We start from the raw sequence: 24,860 nt of genomic DNA on the forward strand, positions 1-24,860 counted from the left end.
TTTTTTAGAACAGCCTTGTTTGTTATTGTTAACCCGTTGGGAGTATTTATTTTTACTACATAGAGCCCTAGTTTATAAAGCTCAAAAAAAGACGTTTCATTCAAAATAAATCATATAAGACTATGTAAAAAAAATAGGAGTTTCTTGAAACGTTTCAATTTTAAAAAATTAAAATCTATGTTTCTATGTGTTAAAAAAGTTTTAGCTGAATTACATCCAACTGGTTTATTATTGATTAATTGACCAAACAGTATATCCTTTTGGCGGACATTGGATTTTTACCCATTGATCCCCCTGAGTTGTCGGGTACCAGGAAGAGTTTCCTGTGAAATCTTTGATTTGAGTATTGGCCCAATTCGTCTGAATCCATCTTTCCTGCCAGGTAGTTGAATTGTTAATATAAACGACCAGTCCCGGGTTTCCATTGTAACCGTTTCTTCTGGCGATATACTCATCATTATCCGAATATAAAATCGAAGTGTTTCCGGTAGCTTTGTTATTATGGATCCAGATAAGATTGTTTAATTTACTTTTATCCAGCCATTCTTCATAATCCCTGTAAAAGATTGTTGGATAACCTTCGTGAGTTAAAATATAAGAGTAGGCAAGTAGCTTGCTCGAAATTTCATCTGTATCGTGATTGCTGACAAAGGTGACTGCTTTGTATGGATTTCTTTTCCACATCATATCATCATTCAAAAGAGCCAGATTATTTCCGTCAAAAGCATCATTCATTTTATAATAACAAGCAAAATCAAAAACAGAACTGTTGGCATTGTTCGCCCAATCATTCAGTGTATTTACGTTAGAATCCCATAATTCACCGACAGAAAATCCACCAACATTGGCATTCCAATCGCGTACGACCCAAGAACCAAAACCTTTTACATAATCAAATCTCCAGCCATCAAATTTCATGGTGTTCTTGTAATATTTACCAACTCCGTCCGCTCTAAGCCACAACCAATCTTGTACATAAGGACTTGCATGACATAAATCCGGAAAACCTCCAAATGCTCCTTCGTCATTATTGCCGTAGTTGTTTTTGTAAAAATCATTATAGGAACGCTTGAATTTTCCGGAAGCAACTCCGTTAAAGTTGGTCCAGGTATTTGTTCCGGTAAACGGATTGGCTTCAGACTGACCTCCACTATTGTGATTAATAACAATATCGGCATACACTTTCATGTTTTCAGTATGTGCTTTTGTGATCAGACTTACTAATTCTGTTTTTGATCCAAATCGGGTTTCTGTAGTTCCATTTTGATTGAAATCTCCAAAATCAAAATAATCCGTTGGGTCGTAGCCCATAGAAAAAGCGCCATTTTGAGCTTTAGATGCGGGAGGTAGCCATATCGAGCCAATTCCGGCATTAGACCAGGCCGTTACTTTGCTATTTACGGTGTCCCACCAGGTTCCGCCAGCAGGAACGTCCCAATAGAAGGCCTGCATCATAACACCGCCACCCGGATTGTCTACATATTTTCCGGTGCGTGTTGTTTTTGAATCTCCGGTACTAAAAGGTTTTCCATCGTGATTGGTAACATTGATAATTTTAAATTGTTGACTTTCTGCTTTTGCATCAATTTCATTGGTCTCATTTTGCGAGCAAGAGCACAAAAACGCTGTAAGAGCCAAAAAGGAATAGATTTTTGGGATTGGTTTTTTCATAATTAAGGATTTGGTTTGGTTAGATTAATAAAGTTGTAATTGTAATTTATGGGGTCTTAAAACATAAATATTCGTAATTTTTAAGTACAAAAATTATCAATTACCTACCTAAAGTAGGAGTTTTTTGTTCCGATTTTAATTATATGAAAATATCTATAGCGCGAAAACGTTGTAGTGTTGAAAACTTTTTTTTATTTCGCTGTGAAGTAGTAGTTTATGGTTTGCTAAGGATAATTGAGCGAAAGTGTAATCCCGTTTCGTAATTTGTAATTTTTATGCTCTTTTTTGAAGGTTTTTTATCTTCAAAAACAGCACTTTAGTTGTTGGATTTAAGAGTTATCATATAATTTTTTGTTAATAGTATAGCTGATAGTTGTATTATGTAATTGAATTGTTATTTTTGTTCGTTATAAGTTATAAGAAACCAGGTGCTAATTCGATAGTGTTTCCTGAAAATTCAGGTCAGCGCTATGAGATTACTACTTGTTTTAAAAATGAAATTCTAAAGCAAGATCTTTACATTCAAATTAAATTTAAAATAATGTTATTAAAAAAATTACAGCTAAAAACAATTGATTACAGATTTGGGTTAACAATGTGTTTTTTACTTTTTTTCAACTCTGTCATTTCTGCACAGGAAATAATTAAAGATGTTGTGGCTGAAAAACCAGCTGAAGTGCCTTCAACGCAGAAGCGAAAAATTGATGGTATTATTGCTACTGTTGGAGATTATATTGTTTTAGATTCAGATATTGATAAAGGATTTCTGGAAATCAGTGCTCAGGGTGGTTCTGTAAAAGATATTACCAGATGCCAGATGCTAGGTAAATTGTTAGAAGATAAATTGTACGCGCATCAGGCTGTTCAGGATAGTATTATCGTAAGCGATGCCGAAGTGAGAAGCATGATGGAAGAGCGTTTGACTTACATGACGCAACAAGTTGGTGACATTAATAAAGTGGTAGCTTACTACAAGAAAAACTCGGTAGAAGAGTTTAAAACTTATTTTGCTGATATCTTAAAAGAGCAAAAGTTAGCATCAGAAATGACTAAAAAGATTGTTGATGCGGTAGAAATTACACCGGAGGAGGTTCGTAGTTTCTTTAAAAAAATCCCTAAAGACGAGTTGCCAACTTTTGGTGCTGAAATGGAAGTAGCACAAATTGTGATCGAACCTAAAGTTTCAGATGCCGACAAACAAAAAGTGAAAGACAAATTAAATGCAATTAGAAAAGATGTCTTAGAAGGTTCCAGTTTTGCTACCAAAGCTGTTTTGTATTCACAAGATCCTGCGTCTTCTCCTAACGGGGGGTATTACAAAATGAATAGAAAAACTCCTTTTGTAAAAGAGTTTAAAGATGTTGCTTTTAGTTTGCAACAAGGAGAGATTTCGGAACCATTCGAAACTATTTTTGGATTTCATATTATTATGATCGATAAAATTAAAGGTCAGGAAGTAGAATTAAGACATATTTTGATCTCGCCAACAGTATCTGAAGATGCTTTAAAAGAAGCGAAAGAGAAAATTACGAATATCAGAAGCAAGATCATAAATAAAGAAATTTCGTTTGCAGATGCAGCAAGAACAGAATCTGACGAAAAAGAAACGAGAGCAAACGGAGGAATATTAGTGAATCCTACTTCTCAGGATACTCGTTTTGAATTGACTAAAATGGATCCGACGTTATACAGCCAGGTTTCGAATTTAAAAGATGATGAAATTTCTCAACCGCTTTTAAATACAGATGATAAAGGTAAAAAAACATACAAGTTGATTACCGTAACGAACAGAATTGATGCTCATACCGCTGATTATGCTAAAGATTACACTAAGATTAAAGAATTAGCATTAAAAGAAAAACAAATCACTGCGATTGCAAAATGGTTTGATACAAAAATTAAAGACACGTACATTAAAATTATTGGAGAATACAGAGATTGTACTTTCACAAACAATTGGTTGAAAAAATAATTTTTATTAAATAAAGAAAAAGAGTTAGTTTTATGAATTCATAGAGCTAACTCTTTTTAATTTTAAAATATATTTAAATGTCTGACGTAACAGCAATTCATAATTTAGTTCAAAAACGAAATGAACTAAAAACAGAAATAGCGAAAATTATTGTAGGCCAGGATGAAGTTATCGATCAGATTTTGATCTGTATTTTTTCCGGTGGACATGCACTTTTAATAGGTGTGCCGGGATTGGCAAAAACATTATTGATTAATACTTTGTCACAGGCTTTGGGATTGGATTTTAAAAGAATTCAGTTTACACCCGATTTAATGCCTTCGGACATTTTGGGAAGTGAAATTCTAGACGAAAACAGAAAGTTTAAATTTATAAAAGGGCCTATTTTCTCTAATATTATTCTGGCTGACGAGATCAACAGAACGCCGCCTAAAACGCAGGCAGCTTTGCTTGAAGCCATGCAGGAGCGTTCGGTAACCATAGCGGGTGAAAATCATAAGTTAGATCTGCCTTATTTTGTTTTAGCAACTCAAAACCCAATTGAACAGGAAGGTACCTACCCGTTACCGGAAGCGCAGTTGGATCGTTTTATGTTTGCCATAAAATTAGAATATCCTAGTTTTGAAGAGGAAGTACAGGTTGTAAAACGCACAACATCTGATGTTAAAACAGCTATTAATCCGTTGTTTACGGGACAGGAAATAATCGATTTCCAGCATTTGATTCGCAGAATACCTGTAGCGGATAATGTTGTGGAGTATGCCGTAACATTGGTGAGTAAAACAAGACCCGACAATGCTCTGTCAAATGATTTTGTGAAAAATTACCTAGATTGGGGAGCAGGACCAAGAGCCTCTCAAAACCTGATTTTGGCAGCAAAAGCACATGCTGCTTTTAAAGGTAAATTTTCTCCGGATATTGAAGATGTAAAAGCAGTTGCAACCGGAATTCTGAGACATCGAATTATTAAAAATTACAAAGCCGATGCTGAAGGAATTACAGAAGAAATTATCATACAGAAATTGATGTAGTTTATTTGCAAAACAGATATAAAAGCCCAAACCGATACGTATTTCAGGTTTGGGCTTTTTGTTTTAGTGGCTACATGTCGCCAATACAGGGAACCAAGTCCAAAAGTTGTGGGGTATCGCAGGAAAAACCTTTTCGTGGAAGCTGCTATATCGTGTGGCTTGTCTATGTGAGAGCTATTTCGTTTAATTGGTCTTCGTATCGAAGGTTCGCTATTTTTAGTGTCGATTTTTTAGCTATTATTTTTTGAACTCATATCATTTCGGATGAAATTAGTTCGTACAATACAAAAGACACCTTTCCTTAAATCTAATTTTAAAATAGAATTAATTACCCAAAAGTCAAATCTGACAGGTTTCAAAAACCTGTCAGATTTAATTCGTAAAGAGGAAGGAAACAATTTTGCGATATAATATTATTTCTCGTTTGATTTACTCGGTCTATTCGTTTTTATTGGCGTCTGCTTCGTCGGAAGAAAAGACAAACAGAGCGTTTAATCTTTTTTAACTTTACTGCAATTCTGCGAGATTTTTACTTCCCTACAACTTTCGGACTTGATCCTTCTTTTTCTAAAATTAGATTTTAAGAAAAAGAAGCAAAAGGATACTGCAAAGTTTTGCTCTTCAAAGTTTATGACAGGGGGTAAAAACACCTACTATAACGTTATAGATGCTAATTTAGAAAGGTTCTTTACTTAAAAAGGCCTTAAAATGACCTTAGTCTGCAACACCCGATTTCGACTTTAATAAAGAAAGGATTTTAAAATAGTAATAAATCATTTTTTTAATACAAAATTGAAATTTTAGCAAAAAATGGCAGTGAAAATCGTTTTTTAGCAATAATAATTTTTGAAAAGCCGACTTCTATTATATTTTTTTTAATTCTCGTCTTTAATATTTAAATTTGCGTACAAAAAAACAAAAAGACTTCTATATATTATGAATACGTATAACGATTACATTAAAGAGATCGAAGAAAGAAAAGGTCAGGGTCTTCACCCGAAGCCTATCGATGGTGCTGAATTAGTAAGCGAAATCATCGCACAAATTAAAGATTTGGAGAATCCATATAGAGCAGATTCTCTTCAATTTTTTATTTATAATACGTTGCCTGGAACTACTAGTGCTGCTGGTGAGAAAGCTAAGTTTTTAAAGGAGATTATCCTGGGAGAAGCTGTAGTAAAAGAAATCACACCTGCTTTTGCTTTTGAATTATTATCGCACATGAAAGGCGGACCTTCTATCGAGGTATTGCTTGATTTGGCTTTAGGTAATGATGTTGCTATTGCAAAAGAAGCGGCAAAAGTGCTTAAAACTCAGGTTTTTCTTTACGAAGCAGATACAGATCGTTTAGTGGAAGCCTACAAACAAGGTAACGAAATAGTTAAAGATATTCTGGAAAGCTACGTACAAGCGGAGTTTTTTACAAAACTTCCGGACGTGGCAGAAAAAGTAGAGATCGTTACTTTTATTGCCGGTGAGGGAGATATTTCAACAGATTTACTTTCTCCGGGTAATCAGGCACACTCTCGTTCAGACCGTGAACTTCACGGACAATGTATGATCACGCCTCAGGCACAACAGGAAATTAAAGCACTACAGGCACAACATCCGGATAAAAGTGTGATGTTGATTGCTGAAAAAGGGACAATGGGGGTAGGTTCTTCAAGAATGTCAGGTGTAAACAACGTGGCACTTTGGACCGGTAAACAAGCAAGTCCTTATATTCCTTTCGTAAATATTGCTCCAATTGTTGGGGGAACAAACGGTATTTCTCCGATTTTCCTAACTACGGTTGACGTTACGGGTGGTATTGGTCTTGACCTTAAAAACTGGGTTAAAAAGCTTGATGCTGATGGTAATATCGTTCGTAATGAGAATGATGAACCAATTTTAGAAGAAACGTATTCTGTAGCAACAGGAACGGTTCTTACAATCAATATTAAAGAGAAAAAATTATATAAAGGCGACCAAGAGCTGATTGACATTTCTAAGGCATTTACGCCTCAGAAAATGGAATTCATTAAAGCTGGTGGTTCCTACGCGATTGTATTTGGTAAAAAACTTCAAACATTTGCAGCTAAGACTTTAGGAGTTGACTTTCCACTTGTATATGCTCCATCAAAAGAAATTTCTATTGAAGGGCAAGGTCTTACAGCAGTTGAGAAAATCTTCAACAGAAATGCTGTTGGTACCATTTCAAATAAAGCATTACATGCAGGTTCAGATGTACGTGTAGAAGTAAATATCGTAGGTTCACAAGATACGACTGGTCTTATGACGGCTCAGGAATTAGAATCTATGGCTGCTACCGTAATTTCACCAATCGTTGACGGTGCGTACCAATCAGGTTGTCATACGGCTTCGGTTTGGGATAAAAAAGCACAAGCAAACATTCCAAAATTGATGAAATTTATGAACGATTTCGGTTTGATCACAGCTCGTGACCCGAAAGGCGTTTATCATGCTATGACCGATGTAATTCACAAAGTACTTAATGATATCACGATAGACGAGTGGGCGATCATCATTGGTGGTGATTCACACACAAGAATGTCAAAAGGTGTTGCTTTTGGTGCTGACTCCGGAACAGTGGCTCTTGCACTTGCTACAGGTGAAGCTTCAATGCCAATCCCTGAATCAGTGAAGGTAACGTTCAAAGGAGACATGAAAGGATACATGGACTTCCGTGATGTGGTTCATGCTACACAGGCTCAAATGCTTCAGAAATTTGGAGGAGAAAATGTATTCCAAGGTAGAATCATTGAGGTTCATATCGGAACTCTTAATGCAGATCAGGCCTTTACATTTACAGACTGGACTGCAGAGATGAAAGCAAAAGCTTCTATCTGTATTTCTGAAGATTATACTTTGATTGAATCATTGGAAATTGCTAAAGGCAGAATCCAGATCATGATCGACAAAGGTATGGACAATGAAAATCAGGTTCTTCAAGGATTAATTGATAAAGCAAATAAGAGAATCACAGAAATTATTTCTGGAGAGAAACCAGCTTTAATTCCAGATGCAAATGCAAAGTATTACGCTGAGGTTGTTGTTGATCTTGATGTGATTGCTGAGCCAATGATTGCTGATCCGGACGTTAATAATATTGATGTTTCTAAACGATATACGCACGATACCATCAGACCATTGTCTTTTTATGGAGGAGTGAAAAAAGTAGATCTTGGATTTATCGGTTCTTGTATGGTTCACAAGGGTGATATGAAAATCCTTGCTCAAATGTTAAAAAATATTGAAGAGCAACACGGTAAAGTAGAGTTCTTGGCGCCGCTTGTAGTAGCACCACCTACTTATAACATCGTTGATGAATTGAAAGCAGAAGGAGACTGGGAAGTTTTACAAAAATATTCCGGTTTCGAATTTAACGATAGCGCTCCTAAAGGTGCAGCACGTACAGAATACGAGAACATGTTGTATTTAGAGCGTCCTGGATGTAACCTTTGTATGGGGAATCAAGAGAAAGCAGCAAAAGGAGATACAGTAATGGCAACTTCTACGCGTCTTTTCCAAGGAAGAGTTGTGGAAGATTCTGAAGGTAAAAAAGGAGAGTCTTTACTTTCTTCTACTCCGGTTGTAGTATTGTCTACAATTTTGGGTAGAACGCCTACTATCGAAGAATATAAAGTAGCTGTAGAAGGAATCAACCTTACTAAGTTTGCACCTTCTCACAAGTTATTGGTGAAATAAGCATACGATTAAACAATCATAATTCAGAAGCCCGAGTCACAAACTCGGGCTTTTTCTTTTATAGCGACTCTATTTTTCGTATCTTGGATGTTCAAAAAAAAATAACAAAACAATTTTATAATTATGGCATTTGATATTGAAATGATTAGAAAAGTGTATGACAACATGCCGGGTCGTGTTGATGCAGCACGCAAGATTGTTGGTCGTCCACTTACTTTAACAGAGAAAATTTTGTACAATCACCTTTGGGACGGAACTCCGTCTAAGGCGTTTGGAAGAGGGATCGATTATGTTGATTTTGCGCCCGATCGTGTAGCATGTCAGGATGCCACGGCACAAATGGCATTATTACAATTTATGCATGCCGGTAAATCTAAAGTGGCAGTTCCGACAACGGTTCACTGCGATCACTTGATTCAGGCAAAAGTAGATGCGGCAACTGATTTGGCGAGAGCAAAAACACAAAGTAATGAAGTTTTCGATTTCTTATCGTCAGTTTCAAATAAATACGGAATTGGTTTCTGGAAACCAGGAGCCGGAATTATTCACCAGGTAGTGCTTGAAAATTATGCATTTCCGGGAGGAATGATGATCGGTACCGATTCGCACACTGTAAATGCAGGTGGTTTAGGAATGGTAGCGATTGGTGTTGGTGGAGCCGATGCTGTTGACGTGATGTCCGGTATGGCCTGGGAATTAAAATTTCCTAAATTAATCGGAGTGAAATTAACCGGTAAATTATCCGGTTGGACTGCTCCTAAAGATGTTATTCTTAAAGTAGCCGGTATACTTACTGTAAAAGGAGGAACCGGAGCTATCGTTGAATATTTTGGTGAAGGAGCAACTTCAATGTCCTGTACCGGAAAAGGAACGATTTGTAACATGGGAGCTGAGATTGGAGCGACAACCTCAACTTTTGGTTACGATGCTTCAATGGGGCGTTATTTACGTTCTACCGACAGAGCAGATGTTGCCGATGCCGCAGATAAAGTAGCTTCTTACTTAACGGGAGATCCGGAAGTATATGCTAATCCCGAACAGTATTTTGATCAGGTGATCGAAATTAACTTATCGGAATTAGAGCCACACTTAAACGGTCCATTCACACCGGATTTGGCTACTCCGATTTCTAAAATGAAAGAAGAAGCTATCAAAAACAACTGGCCATTGCAAATTCAAGTCGGTTTAATAGGTTCTTGTACCAACTCTTCTTATGAGGATATTGCTCGTGCGGCTTCTTTAGCGAAACAAGTTTCGGCTAAAAATTTAAAAACCAAAGCCGAGTTTACAATCACTCCAGGTTCTGAGGTAGTGCGTTCTACTATTGAAAGAGACGGGTTTATTGAAACTTTTCATAAAATTGGAGCTACTGTTTTTGCCAACGCCTGCGGACCTTGTATCGGTATGTGGGACAGAGAAGGAGCAGAGAAAGAAGAAAGAAATACAATCGTGCACTCTTTCAATCGTAACTTCTCAAAACGTGCCGATGGTAATCCAAATACACTGGCTTTTGTTGGTTCTCCGGAATTAGTAACTGCCATGGCTATTGCAGGTGATTTAGGTTTTAATCCGTTAACTGATACCTTAATCAACGAAGATGGTGAAGAAGTAATGCTTGAAGCGCCAACAGGAGATGAACTTCCTGCAAAAGGTTTCTATGCCGAAGATCCGGGATTCCAGGCTCCCGCTGCTGACGGTTCAGGAGTTCAGGTTGTTGTAAGTCCAACCTCTGAGCGTTTGCAATTGTTGGCTCCGTTTGATGCGTGGGATGGTAAAAACATCACAGGTGCTAAATTGTTAATCAAAGCCTTCGGAAAATGTACTACAGATCATATTTCTATGGCAGGACCGTGGTTGCGTTTCCGTGGACACTTAGATAATATTTCGAACAATATGTTGATTGGTGCCGTAAATGCATTCAATCAAAAAACAAATTCAGTTAAAAATCAATTGACAGGCGAATACGATGCCGTTCCAGCTGTAGCTCGTGCTTATAAAGCATCCGGAGTTCCGTCTATCGTTGTGGGAGATCATAATTATGGAGAAGGTTCTTCACGTGAGCATGCTGCAATGGAGCCACGTTTCTTAGGTGTTAAGGCGGTATTGGTAAAATCATTTGCCCGTATCCATGAAACAAACCTTAAAAAACAAGGCCTTTTAGGATTGACTTTTGCTAATGAAGCAGATTACGATAAAATTCAGGAGAATGACACGATTAACTTTACTGATTTAGTTGCTTTCGCTCCCGGAAAACCGTTAACCTTAGAATTTGTTCATGCAGATGGTACTAAAGATACTATCTTGGCAAACCATACGTACAACGAAGGGCAAATAGGTTGGTTCGTTGCAGGTTCAGCATTAAATTTAATTGCTGCCGGAAAAGCTTAATCATTAAGATTTTAATTATACTAAAAACGCGCTGTGAGAACAGTGCGTTTTTTTATTTAGGAGCTTTTTCGGTTGTTTAAAATAGTTAAGTTGCCTCAGTTATTTTATAGCTATAATCAAATGATTTGAATAGCCTCCTGCTTTAGCTCAATGTTATTATGTTAAGAAAATTTTTCACGCAGATTCTGCGGATTCTGCGGATTTTTTATATTTCAATCTGCTAAAATCTGCGTGAGACTTTTTTTGATAATCCTTTTGAATCTTTTGGATGATTACAAATATTTTATAGCTATAATCAAATGATTTGAATAGCCTCCTGCTTTAGCTCAATGTCATTAAGTTAAGAAAATTTTTCACGCAGATTCTGCGGATTTTTTATATTTCAATCTGCTAAAATCTGCGTGAGACTTTTTTTGATAATACTTTTGAATTTTTTGAATGATTACAAAACAGAATTGTGAAGTTGTGATAAAATTGTTTAGTTTAATCCCCAGTAAATTAATCCGCTGATCATCCATAGTAAAATCCATTGACCTAATTTTAAATAGTTGTTTGGGAATTTTTTCGAGATTGCGATTCCTATTAGCCACACTATTCCATATCCCAGAAAATAAACGGCTGTTAATTGAAGTAACATTCTTTCACTAATCAAAAAATCGGTAAAATTGATTAGTCCAAGTCCGATGGTGGCAAATAATAAATCAAACGAAATCCAATGCCAGCCGCACCTTGCCATGGTCCATTTTTCCTGTTTCAGATCTTTTTCATTAACTCCGTCTTTGGGTTCTATTGTTCTCAATTCTTTGTCGCCTATAAAGGTGTGAATGAGGAATGCTAATAAAGTAAGAATGTTGGCTAATAAAATAGGTATATTCATGTTGTTCTTTGTTTTTGTTTACGGGACATTGTTTTTCTTAGTATTCGTACCCATAAACTCCAGGGGGTATTTACTTTGTTTCTTGTAAAATGATTTTCTACTTTATCAAACGAATCTTCTACTACGGCATCGTGTAACCAACGAATGACTATTGCCCATCGTAAAGAGGTTTTTCCGGTGGTTCTCATGTCAATAGTATGAGAAAGTTCTGTTTTATCGATGGTTATGGGTTTTAAATCAAATCGGTGAAAACCGTCAAAACCAGTCATATCAAACTGAAATGTTACGGATTGATCAGGGAGATATTCTGTTACAAAATACCGTATTGGTCCGTGTCCGCCTTTGGAACCAACTTGTAACCCTTTGTCTAATTTCATCGAGAACCATTTTTCATTAGCAAATAGCATATCGTTTTCGGTGGATAAGGTGCTTAACAATTTTGCTACTTCTTCGATAGGTTGATTGATTTCTCGTTTATGAATGTTGAGTACTTTCATTTTATTTTCCGATTAAGATGTGATACTGTTTTGGGATTTCAACTCCGCTAAAATGATTGGTCAGTCCATATAGTATTAATGTAGTACTGCAGATTCCAATCATTAAAATTAATATAGCCTGACTATTTGGTGTTATGCCAACAAGAGTCTGTTTCATTTTTTTGCTGTGAATGGCGGCTATGTGTCCAAAGAACGAAATAACGGCAAGGCTGTAATAAGGAATAAAAAATAAGTTTAAGGGAAAGGTGTTTAACCCGGCTGCGCCAAAATAAAAGTTGGTGTCAAGATTCAGATAGAAGCGACCTATGAGAATAACGGGTACATGGATAAGAAGAAAAACAGCCAGATAGAGCCCGGTCCAAATCTGTAATTTATCAAAGTTTGTTACCGTAGTTTTTCGACTTTTTCTAAAAAGCGTAAGACCCGAAACAATCTGAACTAAAACGGCGGTCAATAGAATGGTTTCAATGAAAATATTACGATAAAAATGCCGCAAGAGGTTCATTATTTCAATGTGTTTTGCTGCGCCATTACTACTGCAAATGTGATTGAATAAATGCAGTCCGACAAACAGCGTGATGGTGATTCCGGATAAACGATGTAGTTTTTTGATTGTCATTCGGTTTCTTTTCCTGTAAAATAAAGCCTAATAATCCTGATTACATTTGATTTAAATCAAATTCGTTTTTTGGGATTGCGAATTCTGCTTAGTGTTTCAAGGGTGATTCCTAAATAAGAGGCAATATGCGTGAGCGGGACTCTCTGTGTAATGTAGGGACGGATTTTGAGTAAACTTTCGTATTTCTGCTGGGCAGATTCAAATTGAATGGAAACAATACGACTCCGTAATTGCAGCATTATTCGGGTAGTGATCATTCTCCCCAATCGGTCAAAATCGTGGTGTTTATTGCATAGTTTATTAATATTTTGCATGGATATTTCCAAAAAAGTAGTGGGTTCAAGAAGTTCTATAAAATAAGAACTTGGTGTGCCCTGAAAAAAGCCATCAATAGAAGTAATAAATTCATTTTCGAAAGCAAACCAATCGGTAATGTCTTTGCCGTCTTTGAGGTAAAATGCCCTTGCAGCACCTTTCACAATAAAATAGGTTTTGCTTACATGTTCCCCTTCTCTTATCAATATGGTGGATTTTTCAAGTGTAAAAAGTTCAGCTGCTTGTTTGAAATCTGCCTTAGTGTTTTCTGTTAAAGGAGAATAAGTATCGCTAACCAATTTTATTGCCTGCTCCAGTCCCTGTGGGTTTTCCATAAGTTAGAAATTGTAAAAACGCGCACCATTTCATAAATATATCTGATGCAAAATGATTTGGATTTGTTTTTTTGTATTTCATTACAGCAGGGTCTTGCAGGCATTGAGACAGTTGTCATTGCTGATCATTGAAAATACGGTTACTCAAATATACTACAAAAATGGAATAGAATTAAAAGCTTAATTGAAGATGCGGCTAAAAAAAAAAGTAGCTTTTTTTTTATGGATTTGATATAAATAAGGCCCGTTTTGATGTAAAATTGTTAATTTCGGTAAAAACAAGTGTTAAAAACTAGGCTTTTTTGTTTAAAAAAGTTAAATTCGCTTTATAAGTAATAGAATTGTGTTTTTTACTAATGGAACACAAAATTGAGAATAAAAAAATCCCCCCAAATAATGATTTTTAGGTTAACTGTTGTATTATTTTTTTTTAGTTTGAGTGCGTTTTCACAGGAGAAATATACGAAACATATTATTTCAGAAGGTGAGAATTTATCTGTAATAGCACAAAAATACGGAGTAAAAACCAGAGAAATTATTGAAGCAAATCCGAATAGTCCTAAGATACTAAAATTAAAATCGGTTTTGTTGATTCCAAACAAAAAGCAGAAAGTAGTTGCCAGTAAAAAAGCGGTTGCCAGTAAAAAGGAAACACCAGTAGTTGCTGATACTCCCGGATTGCATGTTATTCTTGCTAAAGAAACACTTTGGGGTATTGCTAAGAAGTACAATGTTTCGGTAGAAGAGTTAAAGGGAGCCAACCCGCTTTTGGAAACAGAAGGTTTAAAAATAGGACAACAGATTGCGATTCCGTCTAAAGTAGTAGCAGAAGCAGAAAAACCGGTTGAAACTATTGACGCTGCAAAACCGGAAGAGGTTGAGGTTGCCAGAGAAGTTTTGTCTAAAGAAACCAAATACGCAATTGCAAAAGAATTCGGGATTACTGTTGCAGAATTAGAGAAACAGAATCCGGCGATAAAGAAAAGATTGAAGGTCGGTTATGTGCTTAAAATAAAGACTTCCAAAGAAAAAGCAGAGGCATTACAAGCTTTAAAACCTACTCCTGAAATAAAAGATCCTACATCAACTCCTAGTGGGATTGCAGAGAATCCAGTTGTTGTTGTCGATTCGTCAACAGTTATTAAGGTTAGTAATTATTCCGATTTAGTTAATCAACTAATTGAAAGTGCTACTCAGAATATCGGAATTCGGTATCGTTCAGGTGGAACTACCAGAGCAGGTTACGATTGTTCCGGTTTAATGATTTCAACTTTTAGTGGTTTTGACATTAAGTTACCCCGAAGTTCTATTGAGCAGTCTCGCATCGGAATGAGAGTTAGCGCTGATGAGGCACAAAAGGGAGATTTGATTTTCTTTAAAACCAATGGCAGACGTCGTATTAATCACGTTGGTATGGTGGTAGAAGTAGCTGATGGTGAAATTAAATTTGTACATTCCGCAACTCATGGCGGAGTTATGATTTCTTCTACTAAAGAGGCGTATTACGGAAGGAATTTTTCACAAGTAAATCGTGTTCTGAAATAATTTCAACAAACGCTATACCTTTAAAAAAAGTGATTTTTTAAATTCTTCAATAGGTAGTGGTTTGTTTAAAAACGCCGTTACATAATTATTTTTATTTATTTGTTCGATTTCATCCGGATCTAAAGTGGAGGAGAGCACATAAATTTGAACTTCTTTTTTAAATTCACTACTTAATTTATCGTAGGCATTCAGAAATTCAAAGCCATTCATTACAGGCATTTGAATGTCTAATAAAATAATCAGAGACTGTTGCAGGTTTTTGTGGTTAGAAAGCCATTGTAGCGCTTCCAGACCATTATTCGTAATGTTTACCTCCGTCACATCAAGAAACTTTTTTAGCAATTGTTTAATGACCAATTGATCGATCAGATTGTCTTCGATTAATAAAAATACAGGTTTATGTTCCATTTGAGTTTGGTATTGTTACAATAAATTTACTTCCAATACTATTTTCTGAGGAGACGAAAATGGTACCTTTAATATTTTCGACGGCTTCTTTTACGATATAAAGACCTAATCCGGAGCCTTTGTTTTTGTTAGTTCCAAAGTACATTTCAAAGATGTGGTCTTTGAATTCATCTTTAATTCCAATTCCGTTATCTGCTATTTCAATTTTATTATAACCATCCGAAATATAAGTTTTAATAGAGATAAACATTTCTTGTTTACTACTGTCTGCATATTTTATGGCGTTTGAAAGTAAATTTGAAATGATAATTTTTAAACGCAAGCCATCACTCTGAATCTCGTCAATTAAAAGTTCTTTTTTGATTTCGATGCGGTTGGCATTTTCGATATGCATCAATTGCGCAATGGCTTCATTAAATATTTCCTGAAGACTTACCGGTTCGATAATAATAAGTTTACGTTTGTTTTTGGAATAGTCTATAATGTCGCTAATAAACTGATCTTGTCTGGTAAGACTTTGGTGCATTAAAGTCAGATAATCTCTAATCTGATGGATGTTGTCTTCTAATTGTGTAATCTCAATAAGTCCTTGCAAAGACGTGATGGGTGATCTCAAATCGTGCGATGCACTATAAACGAAACGATCCAGTTCGTGATTTACCAGCAGTAGATTTTCGTTTTTAACTTCGATTTCTTTTTTAGAAGTAAGCAGTCTTCTTACCATTATCGAGTAGTAGCAACTTACACTGCAGATGATCACGAGAATGAAAAAAATATTTGTGATCGTTAAGAGGGTTTTTATTTTCCTGGTTCCTTCTCCGAGTGTGTTTGAGAAGTTGCGTTCGTTGATCGTGAGCTTGTCGCTAATTTGGCTAATTTGAAGCAGGTACTTTTGCTGATCCTGGAGGGTAAGGATGTTGCGTTTGACTTTTGCATTGATCTCTGTTCCAATGACGTATAATTCGTCAATTAATTGATCCCCTTGTTCCCATTCGTGAATGGCTTTTGCCAAAAAAGGAATTTCTTTAAAATGGATGAACAACCAAACAAGATCATCAATGTCTTCTTTGTGATTTCGACCTGTTAAGAAACCTTTGCGGGCAGCAATATTATCGCCTGCCTTCAAAAGTGTTTTACGGGCAATACCATCTCCTTGCGGGACTTTTAATTCTTCATTGTATAATTTCCATTGTTCAGCTTCGCGGGTATAGAGATAAGTAATAAGGTGTCGGGAGGCATCTTTTTGACCTTTTGAATAATGTGATTCCCCATTTACATAGGCTCTGTTGGCGGATAGTATTTTTATAGTGAAAAAATTAATACAGATCAATAAAGCGCATGAAATGAATACAATCAATAGCAGTATAAATACATTTGGAAAACGTAAATTCTTTAAAACCTGGCCCTTCAACATAGTTTTTTAATTTGTAGGTTACTGATTCGGATTCCTTATTTTAATGAGTATCTGACAGCATTGTTTTTTATTGACACTTTTGGAACTTGATTGTTTATTTGGTAAAAAATAAACAATTGTTAATTAATTCTTAAGGTTAAGGGCTTTTATGTGACTCCTCTCAAAATTAATAAAAAAAAAGAAAAGTTTTACAAATGACAAAATATTTCTTTTTTGTTATATTTAGTTTAATTTATTTACATGTAACTGGTTGGTTTTTAGTTTATTGTTTATTTAAGTGTAAGATTTTTTTGTATGGAATAAAATTTGAAGAATAAACCTAAAAATAAAGACTGATAAGAGAGGTTATCACTTAAAATTCCTGTTTTGTAACCTTTTTTGTTTAATCTTTTGGTTTGTTTTTATGATCTTTTGCAATACCATCGTGGTTCAGTTGGGGCCAAAAAAAAACTGCAAATGGTGAATTTGCAGTTTTCTGGTTTTTTATGTAGGAAGTTATTTCGTTTGCACTTTAATCCATTGCAGGACTTCGTTCATTGCAATTGGTGATAAGGTTTGTTCGATTTTTGAATATTCATCGGGAGAACCCGTTTGACATTCCTGAAACAGGTGATTTAAATTTGGGATCTCTTTTATAGTTACCTTTTTATTGCCCCCTTTTGCAAGTGCCTTTTGAATGATTTCTAAATTTTCTTTAGGAGCGACCTGTAAATCTTTCTCTCCGTTTAAGGCTAAAACAGGGCACTTCACTTTTTCTAATACCGGTTCGGGATTGTATCTTAAAAAATAAGCCATCCATGGATTTGTTACTTGAGCAACTCGTAAATTGACATAATCTTCTAAGGTCATACTTCAGGGTTTGTCCGGATTATTTTGGGATACTTCGGTTAGATAAGTTGTTAGCTGCGTTTTTAATTCCTGTGGGTCCTTATACTTATTTACAATCTCAAAAGTTTTTTGATTAATGATTTTTGTTCTTTCAATGTCAGAATCAAAAGCTCCTCCTGCTTTTGCTATTAATTTTTGCTGTAGTAGAAGCAATTGATCGCCTTGTAATCCAGGCCCTGCCATCAATACGATAAAAGCAATGTCTTTGGATTTACTGGCAAGGATAGGAGCGATTAACCCGCCTTCGCTATGTCCCACTAATCCTATTTTCTTTTTATTGATCTCTTTTCTGGAAAGCAAAAATTGAACTCCGGCTTCGACATCTGTAGAAAAATCTAATGAAGTTCCCGTTTTAAAATCTCCTTTTGAAGCCGCAGTTCCTCGGTCATCAAAACGTAAAACGGCAATGCCATTTTTAGTTAAGTAATCCGATAATACTAGAAAAGGTTTGTGTCCCAGTAGTTCTTCGTCTCTGTTTTGTGGTCCGCTTCCGCTGATTAAAATTACGGCAGGGAATACGCCTTCTTTTTTCGGTAATGTCAAAGTTCCGGCTAAATTTATTCCGGCTGACTTGTTTTCAAAAACAACATCTTCGCTATAATACGGAAATGGTTTTACGGGTTCCTGAGGACGCACGAGCTTTTCTTTTTCAATTTTTTCTTTGGATAAATTCAATGGAAAAGATTGTCCACCTTGCTTAAAAATTCCTGTAATAGTATTGTCTTTCCCTAAAACACCTTCATATTCAATTCGGAAATTAGCTAAGGCAATTTTCAAAGTCGAATTTTCATAACTGGTTGAGGTGGTAGGTATTCCGATTGCTTTTTGATCCGGACTGTCCATAGTGGAGCTAAATCCGTTCTCGTTTTTGTTTACATTAAAAACAACGGTTAATTGTGTCCCCTGCACTTTTAAAATTCCGTTCCACTGCCCGGTGATATCTTGCGCAAAAACAGTTGTTATGCTACTAAAAGCAAGTAATAATAGAAGTAATTTCTTCATGATTTAATAAGATGGTTTTATGGTTGGTTTTATAAGAATACGAATTTACAGTAAAGAAATATATGAGCGGTATATTTTTTAATACAATTTAGAAGGGATCAAATCCAAAAGTTGTGGAGTGATTTTTAGAAATTCCATTTTGTTAGAAGTAGCGCATCTTATACTTTTTCATCGCTGTTTTTTAAGTCGCTATTTCCCAAATTCTCGCTTTAACGCTCTCGCAAAGACGCCAAGGCGCAAAGTTTATCTTCTTATTTTAAGCTTTACCTTTCTGTTTTCCACTTTCTCACTTTGGGGCTCTCGATATATCATGGAGTCACATTTTTTTTTCTACTTTTTAATTAAAACTTTGCGAATCTGCGACTCTGCGAGATTTTCACTTCCCCGCAACTTTTGAATTTGATCCCTTTAAAAGTAGTAAAGCATCGCTATTTCCTTAAAAAGTCGCATACATAAGCAATCGTTTGAACGCATAAATTGAAGGAGCTGCCGGAAAATAGAGATTAATTCGTCTCTTGAATTCATTTGATAATTCCTGAAATTCCCAGTCTTTCAGGCGTTCTTGATAAACCGTGAGCGCAGAGCCCGAAATAAAGTCAAAAAAGGAATCCTGCTGAGTTGAAATCAGCGGATATACTTTTTGATATAAAACCAAATTTTTCCCGCCATTATCAAAAAGGATTTTGGCATATTGATCCAAAGTCAAAACCGGAGAAGGACGTGTCCAATGATTTAAATAAGAAGCATAAGGTTCTTCCTGTATTAAATCCAGTAAAATTTTGTTCAATACATTTTCGGTTTGCTGTGGCATCTGTATGGCCAATTGTCCGCCTGAGTTAATACGGGATATTACTTTGGTGAAAAGTTCCTCATGATGATCGACCCATTGTAAGGCTGCATTCGAAAAGATCAAATCCCATTTAGTTTCCTGTTCCAGTTGTTCTGAAATAGAAAATTGTCTGAATAGTATATTTTCCTGATGAGGTGCTTTTGCCAGCATTTCAGCAGAAGAGTCGATTCCAAGTACAACAGGATCCGTAAGTTGATTAGACAGCTTTTGGGTTAATTCACCGGTACCGCAACCTAAATCAATAACTTTGAGATTGGGTCTGTCAACGATATGGCTGGTGAGGTCTCCAAATGGTTTGTAACGGTCTTCTTTAAATTCGTTGTATTTGCTTGGATCCCAGGTCATGTGCTTTCTATTTAAGATGTTAAACTAAACTACGAATTAAATTGTATTAGGGAAAGGGCTATTGAAATCAAAGTTGTTATTTTTTTAGAGGAGCTAGCTGCCTGCGTTTGATTTTTATTTTTTTTTGTATAATATCGCGCTACTATTAAGGTATGGACTATAAAAAATGGCGCACGCAGATTTTGGAGATTTTAGCAGATAAAACAAAAAAATCTCCAAAATCTCCAAAATCTGCGAGAAAAAAACGCAAAAATTATGATTTAAAGACTTAGAAACTGATCTCTAGAAAAAGAAGTCCTAAATAATTTAAGAGTATGTATCTAACTTGTGGTTTTTTATAAGTAAACCGGAAGTTGTAGAAGAATAAGCAATTGCCGACAATCTAAAATGAGCAATTTCAAATCTTAAATCCAAGATTTCCAAAAAAAGTATATCTTTAACCAACCAAAAATTAGAATAATGCAAGAAGACAACCAAGAACATTTTAAAAGAGAACTCGGATTATTAGATGGAACCATGCTTGTGGTAGGTTCTATGATCGGGTCAGGAATTTTTATAGTAAGTGCTGATATTACCAGACAAGTAGGTTCTGCCGGATGGCTGACACTGATTTGGCTGCTTTCAGGATTAATTACAGTTATTGCGGCTGTGAGTTATGGCGAACTGAGTGCTATGTTTCCAAAAGCGGGAGGACAGTATGTATACCTGAAAGAAGCATACAATAAATTGATTGCGTTTCTGTACGGCTGGAGCTTTTTTGCTGTCATACAAACCGGAACAATTGCTGCGGTAGGAGTGGCTTTCTCTAAGTTTGCAGCCTATCTTTATGAACCTTTGAGTGACGAAAACGTATTGTTTACATTGGGGGCTTTTAAACTCAATGCCGCTCAGATTGTTTCCATTTTCACCATTATTTTATTGACGTATATTAATAGCCGTGGAGTGAAAAACGGAAAGATTCTGCAAACGGTTCTTACGATTATCAAAATTTTATCCTTGTTGGGCTTAATCGTTTTTGGATTAACGCTGGCAGCGAAAGCTTCGGTTTGGGATGCCAACTGGGCGGATGCCTGGACCACACGTGCTTATAATGCCGAAACAGGCTCATGGCTTCCGATTGGTGGAACGACTTTGATTACCGGTATCTCTGCGGCGATGGTAGGATCTTTATTTTCAAGTGATGCTTGGAATGGGGTGACTTTTATTGCAGGAGAAATTAAAAACCCAAAACGTAACGTTGGTTTCAGTTTGTTCCTTGGAACTTTTATAGTGACGATTATTTATGTGTTAACCAATTTGATGTATCTGGCTGTAATTCCGCTTAACGAAATTGCAACAGCAAAATCAGATCGTGTAGCCGTTGTAGCTTCAGATTATATTTTTGGAGATATCGGAACATTGATTATCGCAATCATGATTATGATTTCGACTTTTGCCTGCAACAACGGATTGATTATGGCTGGTGCAAGAGTTTATTATACGATGGCAAATGATGGTCTGTTCTTCAAAAAAGCAGCTGTTCTAAACGAATCCAGTGTTCCGGAATGGGCACTTTGGGCGCAATGTTTCTGGGCTTCGGCTTTGTGTTTGACAGGGAAATATGGCGATTTATTAGACTTCGTAATTATCATCGTTTTGATTTTCTATATTTTAACGATTTACGGAATCTTTATCCTACGCAGAAAAATGCCAGACGTAGAGCGACCTTATAAAGCGTTTGGATATCCGTTTTTACCACTGCTGTATATTGTAATTGCGACTGCCATTTGTATTTCGCTATTAATCACAAAATTCTCAACCTGTGGCTGGGGAATCTTGATTATGTTAATTGGAATTCCGGTGTACTATTTGACGAAACCGAAAGAGGTTTAGCTAGGAGTTGCTGAGGTTCTGAGATGCTGAGATGCTGAGTTTTTTTGTTTCAGGTTTCAAGTTTCAAGTTTCAGGTTTCAAGTTTCAAGTTTCAAGTTTGAAGTTTCAAGTTTGAAGTTTCAAGTTTGAAGTTTCAGGTTTCAAGTGGAAGACTTTGCGATTTTGCGAGAAATTTAACCGCAAGGTTCGCAAGGCTTTTTTTAAGGAGCGCAATTTTTTGTTCGCAAAGACACAAAGCTTTTACCTCAGCAGCTCAGAATCTTAGAACCTCAGTACCTTAGAAACTAAAAAAAAACGACACTACTTTAAGAAAAGATAGTGTCGTTTAAATCAAATGATCAATTGTCGCAGTAGCTTAAACTACTTCAGGCTCAACAGACGATTTTATTGTTGAATTAATAATAGACATTGTAAAAGGATCCATTTCGCCGGAGAAAAAAGCATCCAATACATTCTGAAATATAGGATTCGTATTTTCTACCAGGAAAAAAAGTGTCATGCAAGAACGCAATTTGCGAGCATCTAAGTCTCCCAAAATAGCTTCGGCAGATTTTCTATTATACGTTAATAATAGTTCTGAAATTTCGATAAGGTGTTTCCCTAATATAGGATGCTCCAGAAAATCAGCCGCTTCTTTCAGGTCGTTAATGGCATAATAATTTGCAGTATCGCTCTTGCCTAATCCTTTGATTTGAGGAAAGATAAACCACATCCAGTGGGTTTCTTTTTTCCCTTTGTTAATCTCAGAAAGAGCAGTAAGATAAAGTTTGTTTTGCGCATCTAAAAAGCGCATTAAATCATTGTTTGAATAAGCCATTTTGGTATTTTATTTATAAAAAAAAGGGTTGCAAAAGTACAAAAAAAATCGGGTTTATCTAGTAAAAGCTTCATACAGTGTGCGTTTTAACTTTTGAAGGAAGGTATCTCTTACGCTAATGCACGTGTAAAAAAGCCTGTTATTTACTTTATTGGGTCATAATCATCACTTTCGGAAGGTTCTTCTAAAAGTCAGATTGATTCGGGGTAATACGTTTTTGGCTGTCTTGGGAACCTGATGTTGCCAAAAACTATTTGTGGTTCCCGCCATTAACAAAAAGGAACCATGATGTAATGGAATTTCCACCTGACCAATGTCTTTTCTAAACTTATGACGCAAGCGAAACATTCTGGTATCTCCAAAAGTCACTGATGCAATAATTGGATTTGAACCGGTATGGTGTTCTTTATCACTGTGCCACGCTACACTGTCGTTACCGTTTCGATACAAGTTAAGGAGCAGACTATTAAAGTCAAGTTGGGTTTCTTTTTCTACCCGGCTTCTGATGCTCAATAAATCATAAGACCAGTCCGGGCCTTTTGGGTCTGCGCCCTTATTCTCTTTATCCTCATACCAGGCAATCATTCTGGGTGCCGTAACGGTTTTATCAAACATTTCCATTTCATATTCTCTCCATTTGGTTTGATGAAGCAGTTTTTCATAATATTGATCCGATTCTTCTTTGCTGAAAAAATTATCAATCAGAATCAGTTCGCAGTCAGGCAGGTCAAATACGGTTTTTCCGCGAAGGCCTGAAGTAAATAATTCGGTATCGTTAAATAGTGTCATGACTCAATTTTTTAAGATAAAGCTTGTTTTGAGAACTGTTTGTTAAATAGAATTTTATTCGGGTGCTTTTCTGCGTAAGCAAAAATTAAATGCATAATGTATTGATTGCTTTTGTAAGGTGTAACATAATTTTTGACTTCTGATGGTTCTGTAATGGAAGCGTCTGAAGGAATATATCCCATACCGTAAAAGTGCCCTTTTTCAACCCAGATACAACTGCGCTCGTCAGTAGACCTGCCTTTGTCTATAATGGCGAAACTGGGTCTTTGGTTTAATAAAAAATCAATTGCATTGTCAACTTGTTCGTTGTGCAGTGAGACGTCAGGGGAGTCTTCAATGTCATTATTTTGAAAAACCACACCCTCTTCAGGTTTTGAATATTTACAAAAGCGCTGATCGATTTTAAATTGTTCAGATAAACTTCTCAATAAGTTGATGGCATCATAAAGGCTGTTAAATTCATAAGTACAAACCTGAAATTTGTTGACTTTACCGATTGCTAAATATTTATAACCATTTCGGGCTTCATACTGATAAAGGCCATATTTGGGTTCAAAACGTTTTAATGCCCGATTGTAGGTGGGCCATAATTGTTTGATTTCGGTACATTCTAAAAGCAACGCCATTAATTCAGTGGCACAAATTTCAAAAGAAATCCCGTAAATATCCCGCAGGAAATTTTGCCTTTGCGAGTTAATGTTATGCCCACTGAAATGAGAAGCAACACGTTTTTTTATGTTCACGGCTTTACCTACATAAATGACTTTTTTTACCTGATTATAAAAATAATAGACTCCCGGTTTTTCCGGTAATTGAGTAAAATCGTCGGGAGGCAGATTGGGAGGTAAACGTTGGTCTTGTGCCGTTTTTAGAATCATTTTTTCTATTTCTCCGGCATCGTCCCATTCAAGTAGTAAAGAAAATAAAAGGGCAGTAGCATCTGCATCTCCGCCGGCACGATGCCTGTTTTCTAGAACTATATCTAATGAATTACAAAGATTGCCTAAACTATACGAACTTAATCCGGGTTTGATTTTTCGTGCTGCGCGAACGGTGCATAGTTTTCTTGCTGTCCATTTGAATCCCGCTTGTTCAAGTTGGTGCCGTACAAACGAATAATCAAAGTTGACATTGTGTGCCACGAAAATACGATCAGTAAGCATTTCCAGTACTTTATCTGAAATAGCATCGAAGACAGGTGCATTTGCTACCATTTCGTTATTGATTCCTGTTAGTCCAAAAATGGCATCCGGTATTTCTCTTTCAGGATTTACAAGTGTTTCATAACGGTCGATTACATTTATGCCGTCATGAATAACGATGGCAATTTCTGTAATGCGACTGCCGCTGGCATTACCGCCGGTGGTTTCGATATCTACTATGGCATATTCCTGCTTTTTCATTTTTATAAAACGTAAATTCTTCTTGTGTTATTTAGATGTTTAATACGTGGCGCTATGTTTATTTGAATAAGTGAGCGTTACAAAGACTATATTTTTATCTGTTAAAAAAATAAT

At 36.1% G+C, this 24,860-nt stretch carries 19 protein-coding genes; 6 read left to right on the forward strand and 13 right to left on the reverse strand.

Going from position 1 to position 24,860, the window contains the following annotated elements:
• Window positions 1–228 precede the first annotated feature (228 nt).
• Complete coding sequence (locus ACHRV3_RS09275) at window positions 229–1,671, reverse strand: alpha-amylase (RefSeq protein ID WP_395434035.1); 1,443 nt, start codon at window positions 1,669–1,671, stop codon at window positions 229–231.
• 541 nt (window positions 1,672–2,212) lie between these two features.
• Here ACHRV3_RS09275 and ACHRV3_RS09280 point away from each other — a divergent pair.
• From ACHRV3_RS09280 to ACHRV3_RS09295, 4 genes are all read left to right on the forward strand, one after another.
• Complete coding sequence (locus ACHRV3_RS09280; RefSeq protein ID WP_395434036.1) at window positions 2,213–3,643, forward strand: peptidylprolyl isomerase; 1,431 nt, start codon at window positions 2,213–2,215, stop codon at window positions 3,641–3,643.
• Window positions 3,644–3,720: 77 nt separating this feature from the next.
• Window positions 3,721–4,674, forward strand: a complete 954-nt coding sequence (locus ACHRV3_RS09285) for an AAA family ATPase (RefSeq protein WP_395434037.1) — start codon at window positions 3,721–3,723, stop codon at window positions 4,672–4,674.
• 936 nt (window positions 4,675–5,610) lie between these two features.
• Window positions 5,611–8,382, forward strand: coding sequence for a bifunctional aconitate hydratase 2/2-methylisocitrate dehydratase (locus ACHRV3_RS09290; protein WP_047777898.1), 2,772 nt, complete (start codon window positions 5,611–5,613; stop codon window positions 8,380–8,382).
• A 123-nt stretch (window positions 8,383–8,505) separates the two neighbouring features.
• Window positions 8,506–10,770 (forward strand): aconitate hydratase, encoded by a 2,265-nt coding sequence (locus tag ACHRV3_RS09295; RefSeq protein WP_395434038.1) that lies wholly within the window; start codon window positions 8,506–8,508, stop codon window positions 10,768–10,770.
• A 478-nt stretch (window positions 10,771–11,248) separates the two neighbouring features.
• Here the strand turns inward: ACHRV3_RS09295 and ACHRV3_RS09300 are convergent, their stop codons facing one another.
• The 4 genes from ACHRV3_RS09300 to ACHRV3_RS09315 are packed head-to-tail and all read right to left on the reverse strand — an operon-like array spanning window position 11,249 to window position 13,413.
• Entirely contained in the window at window positions 11,249–11,647 is a 399-nt protein-coding gene (locus tag ACHRV3_RS09300) for a hypothetical protein (protein ID WP_395434039.1), read from the reverse strand.
• Window positions 11,644–12,144, reverse strand: a complete 501-nt coding sequence (locus tag ACHRV3_RS09305; protein WP_395434040.1) for a hypothetical protein — start codon at window positions 12,142–12,144, stop codon at window positions 11,644–11,646. The genes ACHRV3_RS09300 and ACHRV3_RS09305 overlap by 4 nt, the downstream gene beginning before the upstream one ends.
• A 1-nt stretch (window position 12,145) precedes the next feature.
• On the reverse strand, window positions 12,146–12,763 hold the full coding sequence (locus ACHRV3_RS09310) for a hypothetical protein (RefSeq protein WP_395434041.1): 618 nt from the start codon (window positions 12,761–12,763) through the stop codon (window positions 12,146–12,148).
• Between the two features lie 56 nt (window positions 12,764–12,819).
• A complete protein-coding gene (locus ACHRV3_RS09315) occupies window positions 12,820–13,413 on the reverse strand; it encodes a Crp/Fnr family transcriptional regulator (RefSeq protein ID WP_395428003.1) in 594 nt (197 codons plus the stop codon).
• A 396-nt stretch (window positions 13,414–13,809) separates the two neighbouring features.
• Here ACHRV3_RS09315 and ACHRV3_RS09320 point away from each other — a divergent pair, with 396 nt between their 5' ends.
• On the forward strand, window positions 13,810–14,958 hold the full coding sequence (locus ACHRV3_RS09320; protein WP_395434042.1) for an NlpC/P60 family protein: 1,149 nt from the start codon (window positions 13,810–13,812) through the stop codon (window positions 14,956–14,958).
• A gap of 12 nt (window positions 14,959–14,970) precedes the next feature.
• Here ACHRV3_RS09320 and ACHRV3_RS09325 read toward each other — a convergent pair whose 3' ends face one another.
• The 5 genes from ACHRV3_RS09325 to ACHRV3_RS09345 form a co-directional block, all read right to left on the reverse strand.
• Entirely contained in the window at window positions 14,971–15,366 is a 396-nt protein-coding gene (locus ACHRV3_RS09325) for a response regulator (protein WP_395434043.1), read from the reverse strand.
• On the reverse strand, window positions 15,356–16,780 hold the full coding sequence (locus ACHRV3_RS09330) for a sensor histidine kinase (protein WP_395434044.1): 1,425 nt from the start codon (window positions 16,778–16,780) through the stop codon (window positions 15,356–15,358). Before ACHRV3_RS09330 ends, ACHRV3_RS09325 begins: the two co-directional genes overlap by 11 nt.
• A gap of 495 nt (window positions 16,781–17,275) precedes the next feature.
• Window positions 17,276–17,629 (reverse strand): alpha/beta hydrolase family protein, encoded by a 354-nt coding sequence (locus ACHRV3_RS09335; RefSeq protein WP_395434045.1) that lies wholly within the window; start codon window positions 17,627–17,629, stop codon window positions 17,276–17,278.
• A gap of 3 nt (window positions 17,630–17,632) precedes the next feature.
• Window positions 17,633–18,670 (reverse strand): alpha/beta hydrolase family protein, encoded by a 1,038-nt coding sequence (locus ACHRV3_RS09340; protein ID WP_395434046.1) that lies wholly within the window; start codon window positions 18,668–18,670, stop codon window positions 17,633–17,635.
• A 436-nt stretch (window positions 18,671–19,106) separates the two neighbouring features.
• Window positions 19,107–19,865, reverse strand: coding sequence for a methyltransferase domain-containing protein (locus ACHRV3_RS09345; protein ID WP_395434048.1), 759 nt, complete (start codon window positions 19,863–19,865; stop codon window positions 19,107–19,109).
• A gap of 459 nt (window positions 19,866–20,324) precedes the next feature.
• Between ACHRV3_RS09345 and ACHRV3_RS09350 the strand changes: the two genes are divergently transcribed.
• Window positions 20,325–21,737 carry an APC family permease gene (locus ACHRV3_RS09350; RefSeq protein ID WP_395428008.1) on the forward strand — a complete coding sequence of 471 codons (1,413 nt, stop codon included), beginning with the start codon at window positions 20,325–20,327 and terminating at the stop codon, window positions 21,735–21,737.
• A 355-nt stretch (window positions 21,738–22,092) separates the two neighbouring features.
• On the opposite strand, the gene ACHRV3_RS09355 is transcribed toward ACHRV3_RS09350, so the two are convergent.
• From ACHRV3_RS09355 to ACHRV3_RS09365, 3 genes are all read right to left on the reverse strand, one after another.
• Complete coding sequence (locus ACHRV3_RS09355) at window positions 22,093–22,554, reverse strand: DUF1810 domain-containing protein (protein WP_047777879.1); 462 nt, start codon at window positions 22,552–22,554, stop codon at window positions 22,093–22,095.
• 165 nt (window positions 22,555–22,719) lie between these two features.
• Complete coding sequence (locus ACHRV3_RS09360) at window positions 22,720–23,343, reverse strand: alpha-ketoglutarate-dependent dioxygenase AlkB (protein ID WP_047777878.1); 624 nt, start codon at window positions 23,341–23,343, stop codon at window positions 22,720–22,722.
• An 11-nt stretch (window positions 23,344–23,354) separates the two neighbouring features.
• Window positions 23,355–24,746, reverse strand: coding sequence for an exonuclease domain-containing protein (locus ACHRV3_RS09365; protein ID WP_395434049.1), 1,392 nt, complete (start codon window positions 24,744–24,746; stop codon window positions 23,355–23,357).
• Window positions 24,747–24,860 lie beyond the last annotated feature (114 nt).

Source organism: Flavobacterium sp. FlaQc-49, from assembly GCF_044005985.1.
GTDB lineage: Bacteria > Bacteroidota > Bacteroidia > Flavobacteriales > Flavobacteriaceae > Flavobacterium > Flavobacterium cupriresistens.

Bases quoted from the DNA above. Each gene is read 5' to 3' on its own strand.
- ACHRV3_RS09335 (WP_395434045.1), bottom strand. From the start codon at position 17,629: ATGACCTTAGAAGATTATGTCAATTTACGAGTTGCTCAAGTAACAAAT.
- ACHRV3_RS09290 (WP_047777898.1), top strand. From the start codon at position 5,611: ATGAATACGTATAACGATTACATTAAAGAGATCGAAGAAAGAAAAGGT.
- ACHRV3_RS09295 (WP_395434038.1), top strand. From the start codon at position 8,506: ATGGCATTTGATATTGAAATGATTAGAAAAGTGTATGACAACATGCCG.
- ACHRV3_RS09340 (WP_395434046.1), bottom strand. From the start codon at position 18,670: ATGAAGAAATTACTTCTATTATTACTTGCTTTTAGTAGCATAACAACT.
- ACHRV3_RS09280 (WP_395434036.1), top strand. From the start codon at position 2,213: ATGTTATTAAAAAAATTACAGCTAAAAACAATTGATTACAGATTTGGG.
- ACHRV3_RS09300 (WP_395434039.1), bottom strand. From the start codon at position 11,647: ATGAATATACCTATTTTATTAGCCAACATTCTTACTTTATTAGCATTC.
- ACHRV3_RS09350 (WP_395428008.1), top strand. From the start codon at position 20,325: ATGCAAGAAGACAACCAAGAACATTTTAAAAGAGAACTCGGATTATTA.
- ACHRV3_RS09275 (WP_395434035.1), bottom strand. From the start codon at position 1,671: ATGAAAAAACCAATCCCAAAAATCTATTCCTTTTTGGCTCTTACAGCG.
- ACHRV3_RS09345 (WP_395434048.1), bottom strand. From the start codon at position 19,865: ATGACCTGGGATCCAAGCAAATACAACGAATTTAAAGAAGACCGTTAC.
- ACHRV3_RS09310 (WP_395434041.1), bottom strand. From the start codon at position 12,763: ATGACAATCAAAAAACTACATCGTTTATCCGGAATCACCATCACGCTG.
- ACHRV3_RS09330 (WP_395434044.1), bottom strand. From the start codon at position 16,780: ATGTTGAAGGGCCAGGTTTTAAAGAATTTACGTTTTCCAAATGTATTT.
- ACHRV3_RS09365 (WP_395434049.1), bottom strand. From the start codon at position 24,746: ATGAAAAAGCAGGAATATGCCATAGTAGATATCGAAACCACCGGCGGT.
- ACHRV3_RS09315 (WP_395428003.1), bottom strand. From the start codon at position 13,413: ATGGAAAACCCACAGGGACTGGAGCAGGCAATAAAATTGGTTAGCGAT.
- ACHRV3_RS09355 (WP_047777879.1), bottom strand. From the start codon at position 22,554: ATGGCTTATTCAAACAATGATTTAATGCGCTTTTTAGATGCGCAAAAC.
- ACHRV3_RS09320 (WP_395434042.1), top strand. From the start codon at position 13,810: ATGATTTTTAGGTTAACTGTTGTATTATTTTTTTTTAGTTTGAGTGCG.
- ACHRV3_RS09305 (WP_395434040.1), bottom strand. From the start codon at position 12,144: ATGAAAGTACTCAACATTCATAAACGAGAAATCAATCAACCTATCGAA.
- ACHRV3_RS09325 (WP_395434043.1), bottom strand. From the start codon at position 15,366: ATGGAACATAAACCTGTATTTTTATTAATCGAAGACAATCTGATCGAT.
- ACHRV3_RS09360 (WP_047777878.1), bottom strand. From the start codon at position 23,343: ATGACACTATTTAACGATACCGAATTATTTACTTCAGGCCTTCGCGGA.
- ACHRV3_RS09285 (WP_395434037.1), top strand. From the start codon at position 3,721: ATGTCTGACGTAACAGCAATTCATAATTTAGTTCAAAAACGAAATGAA.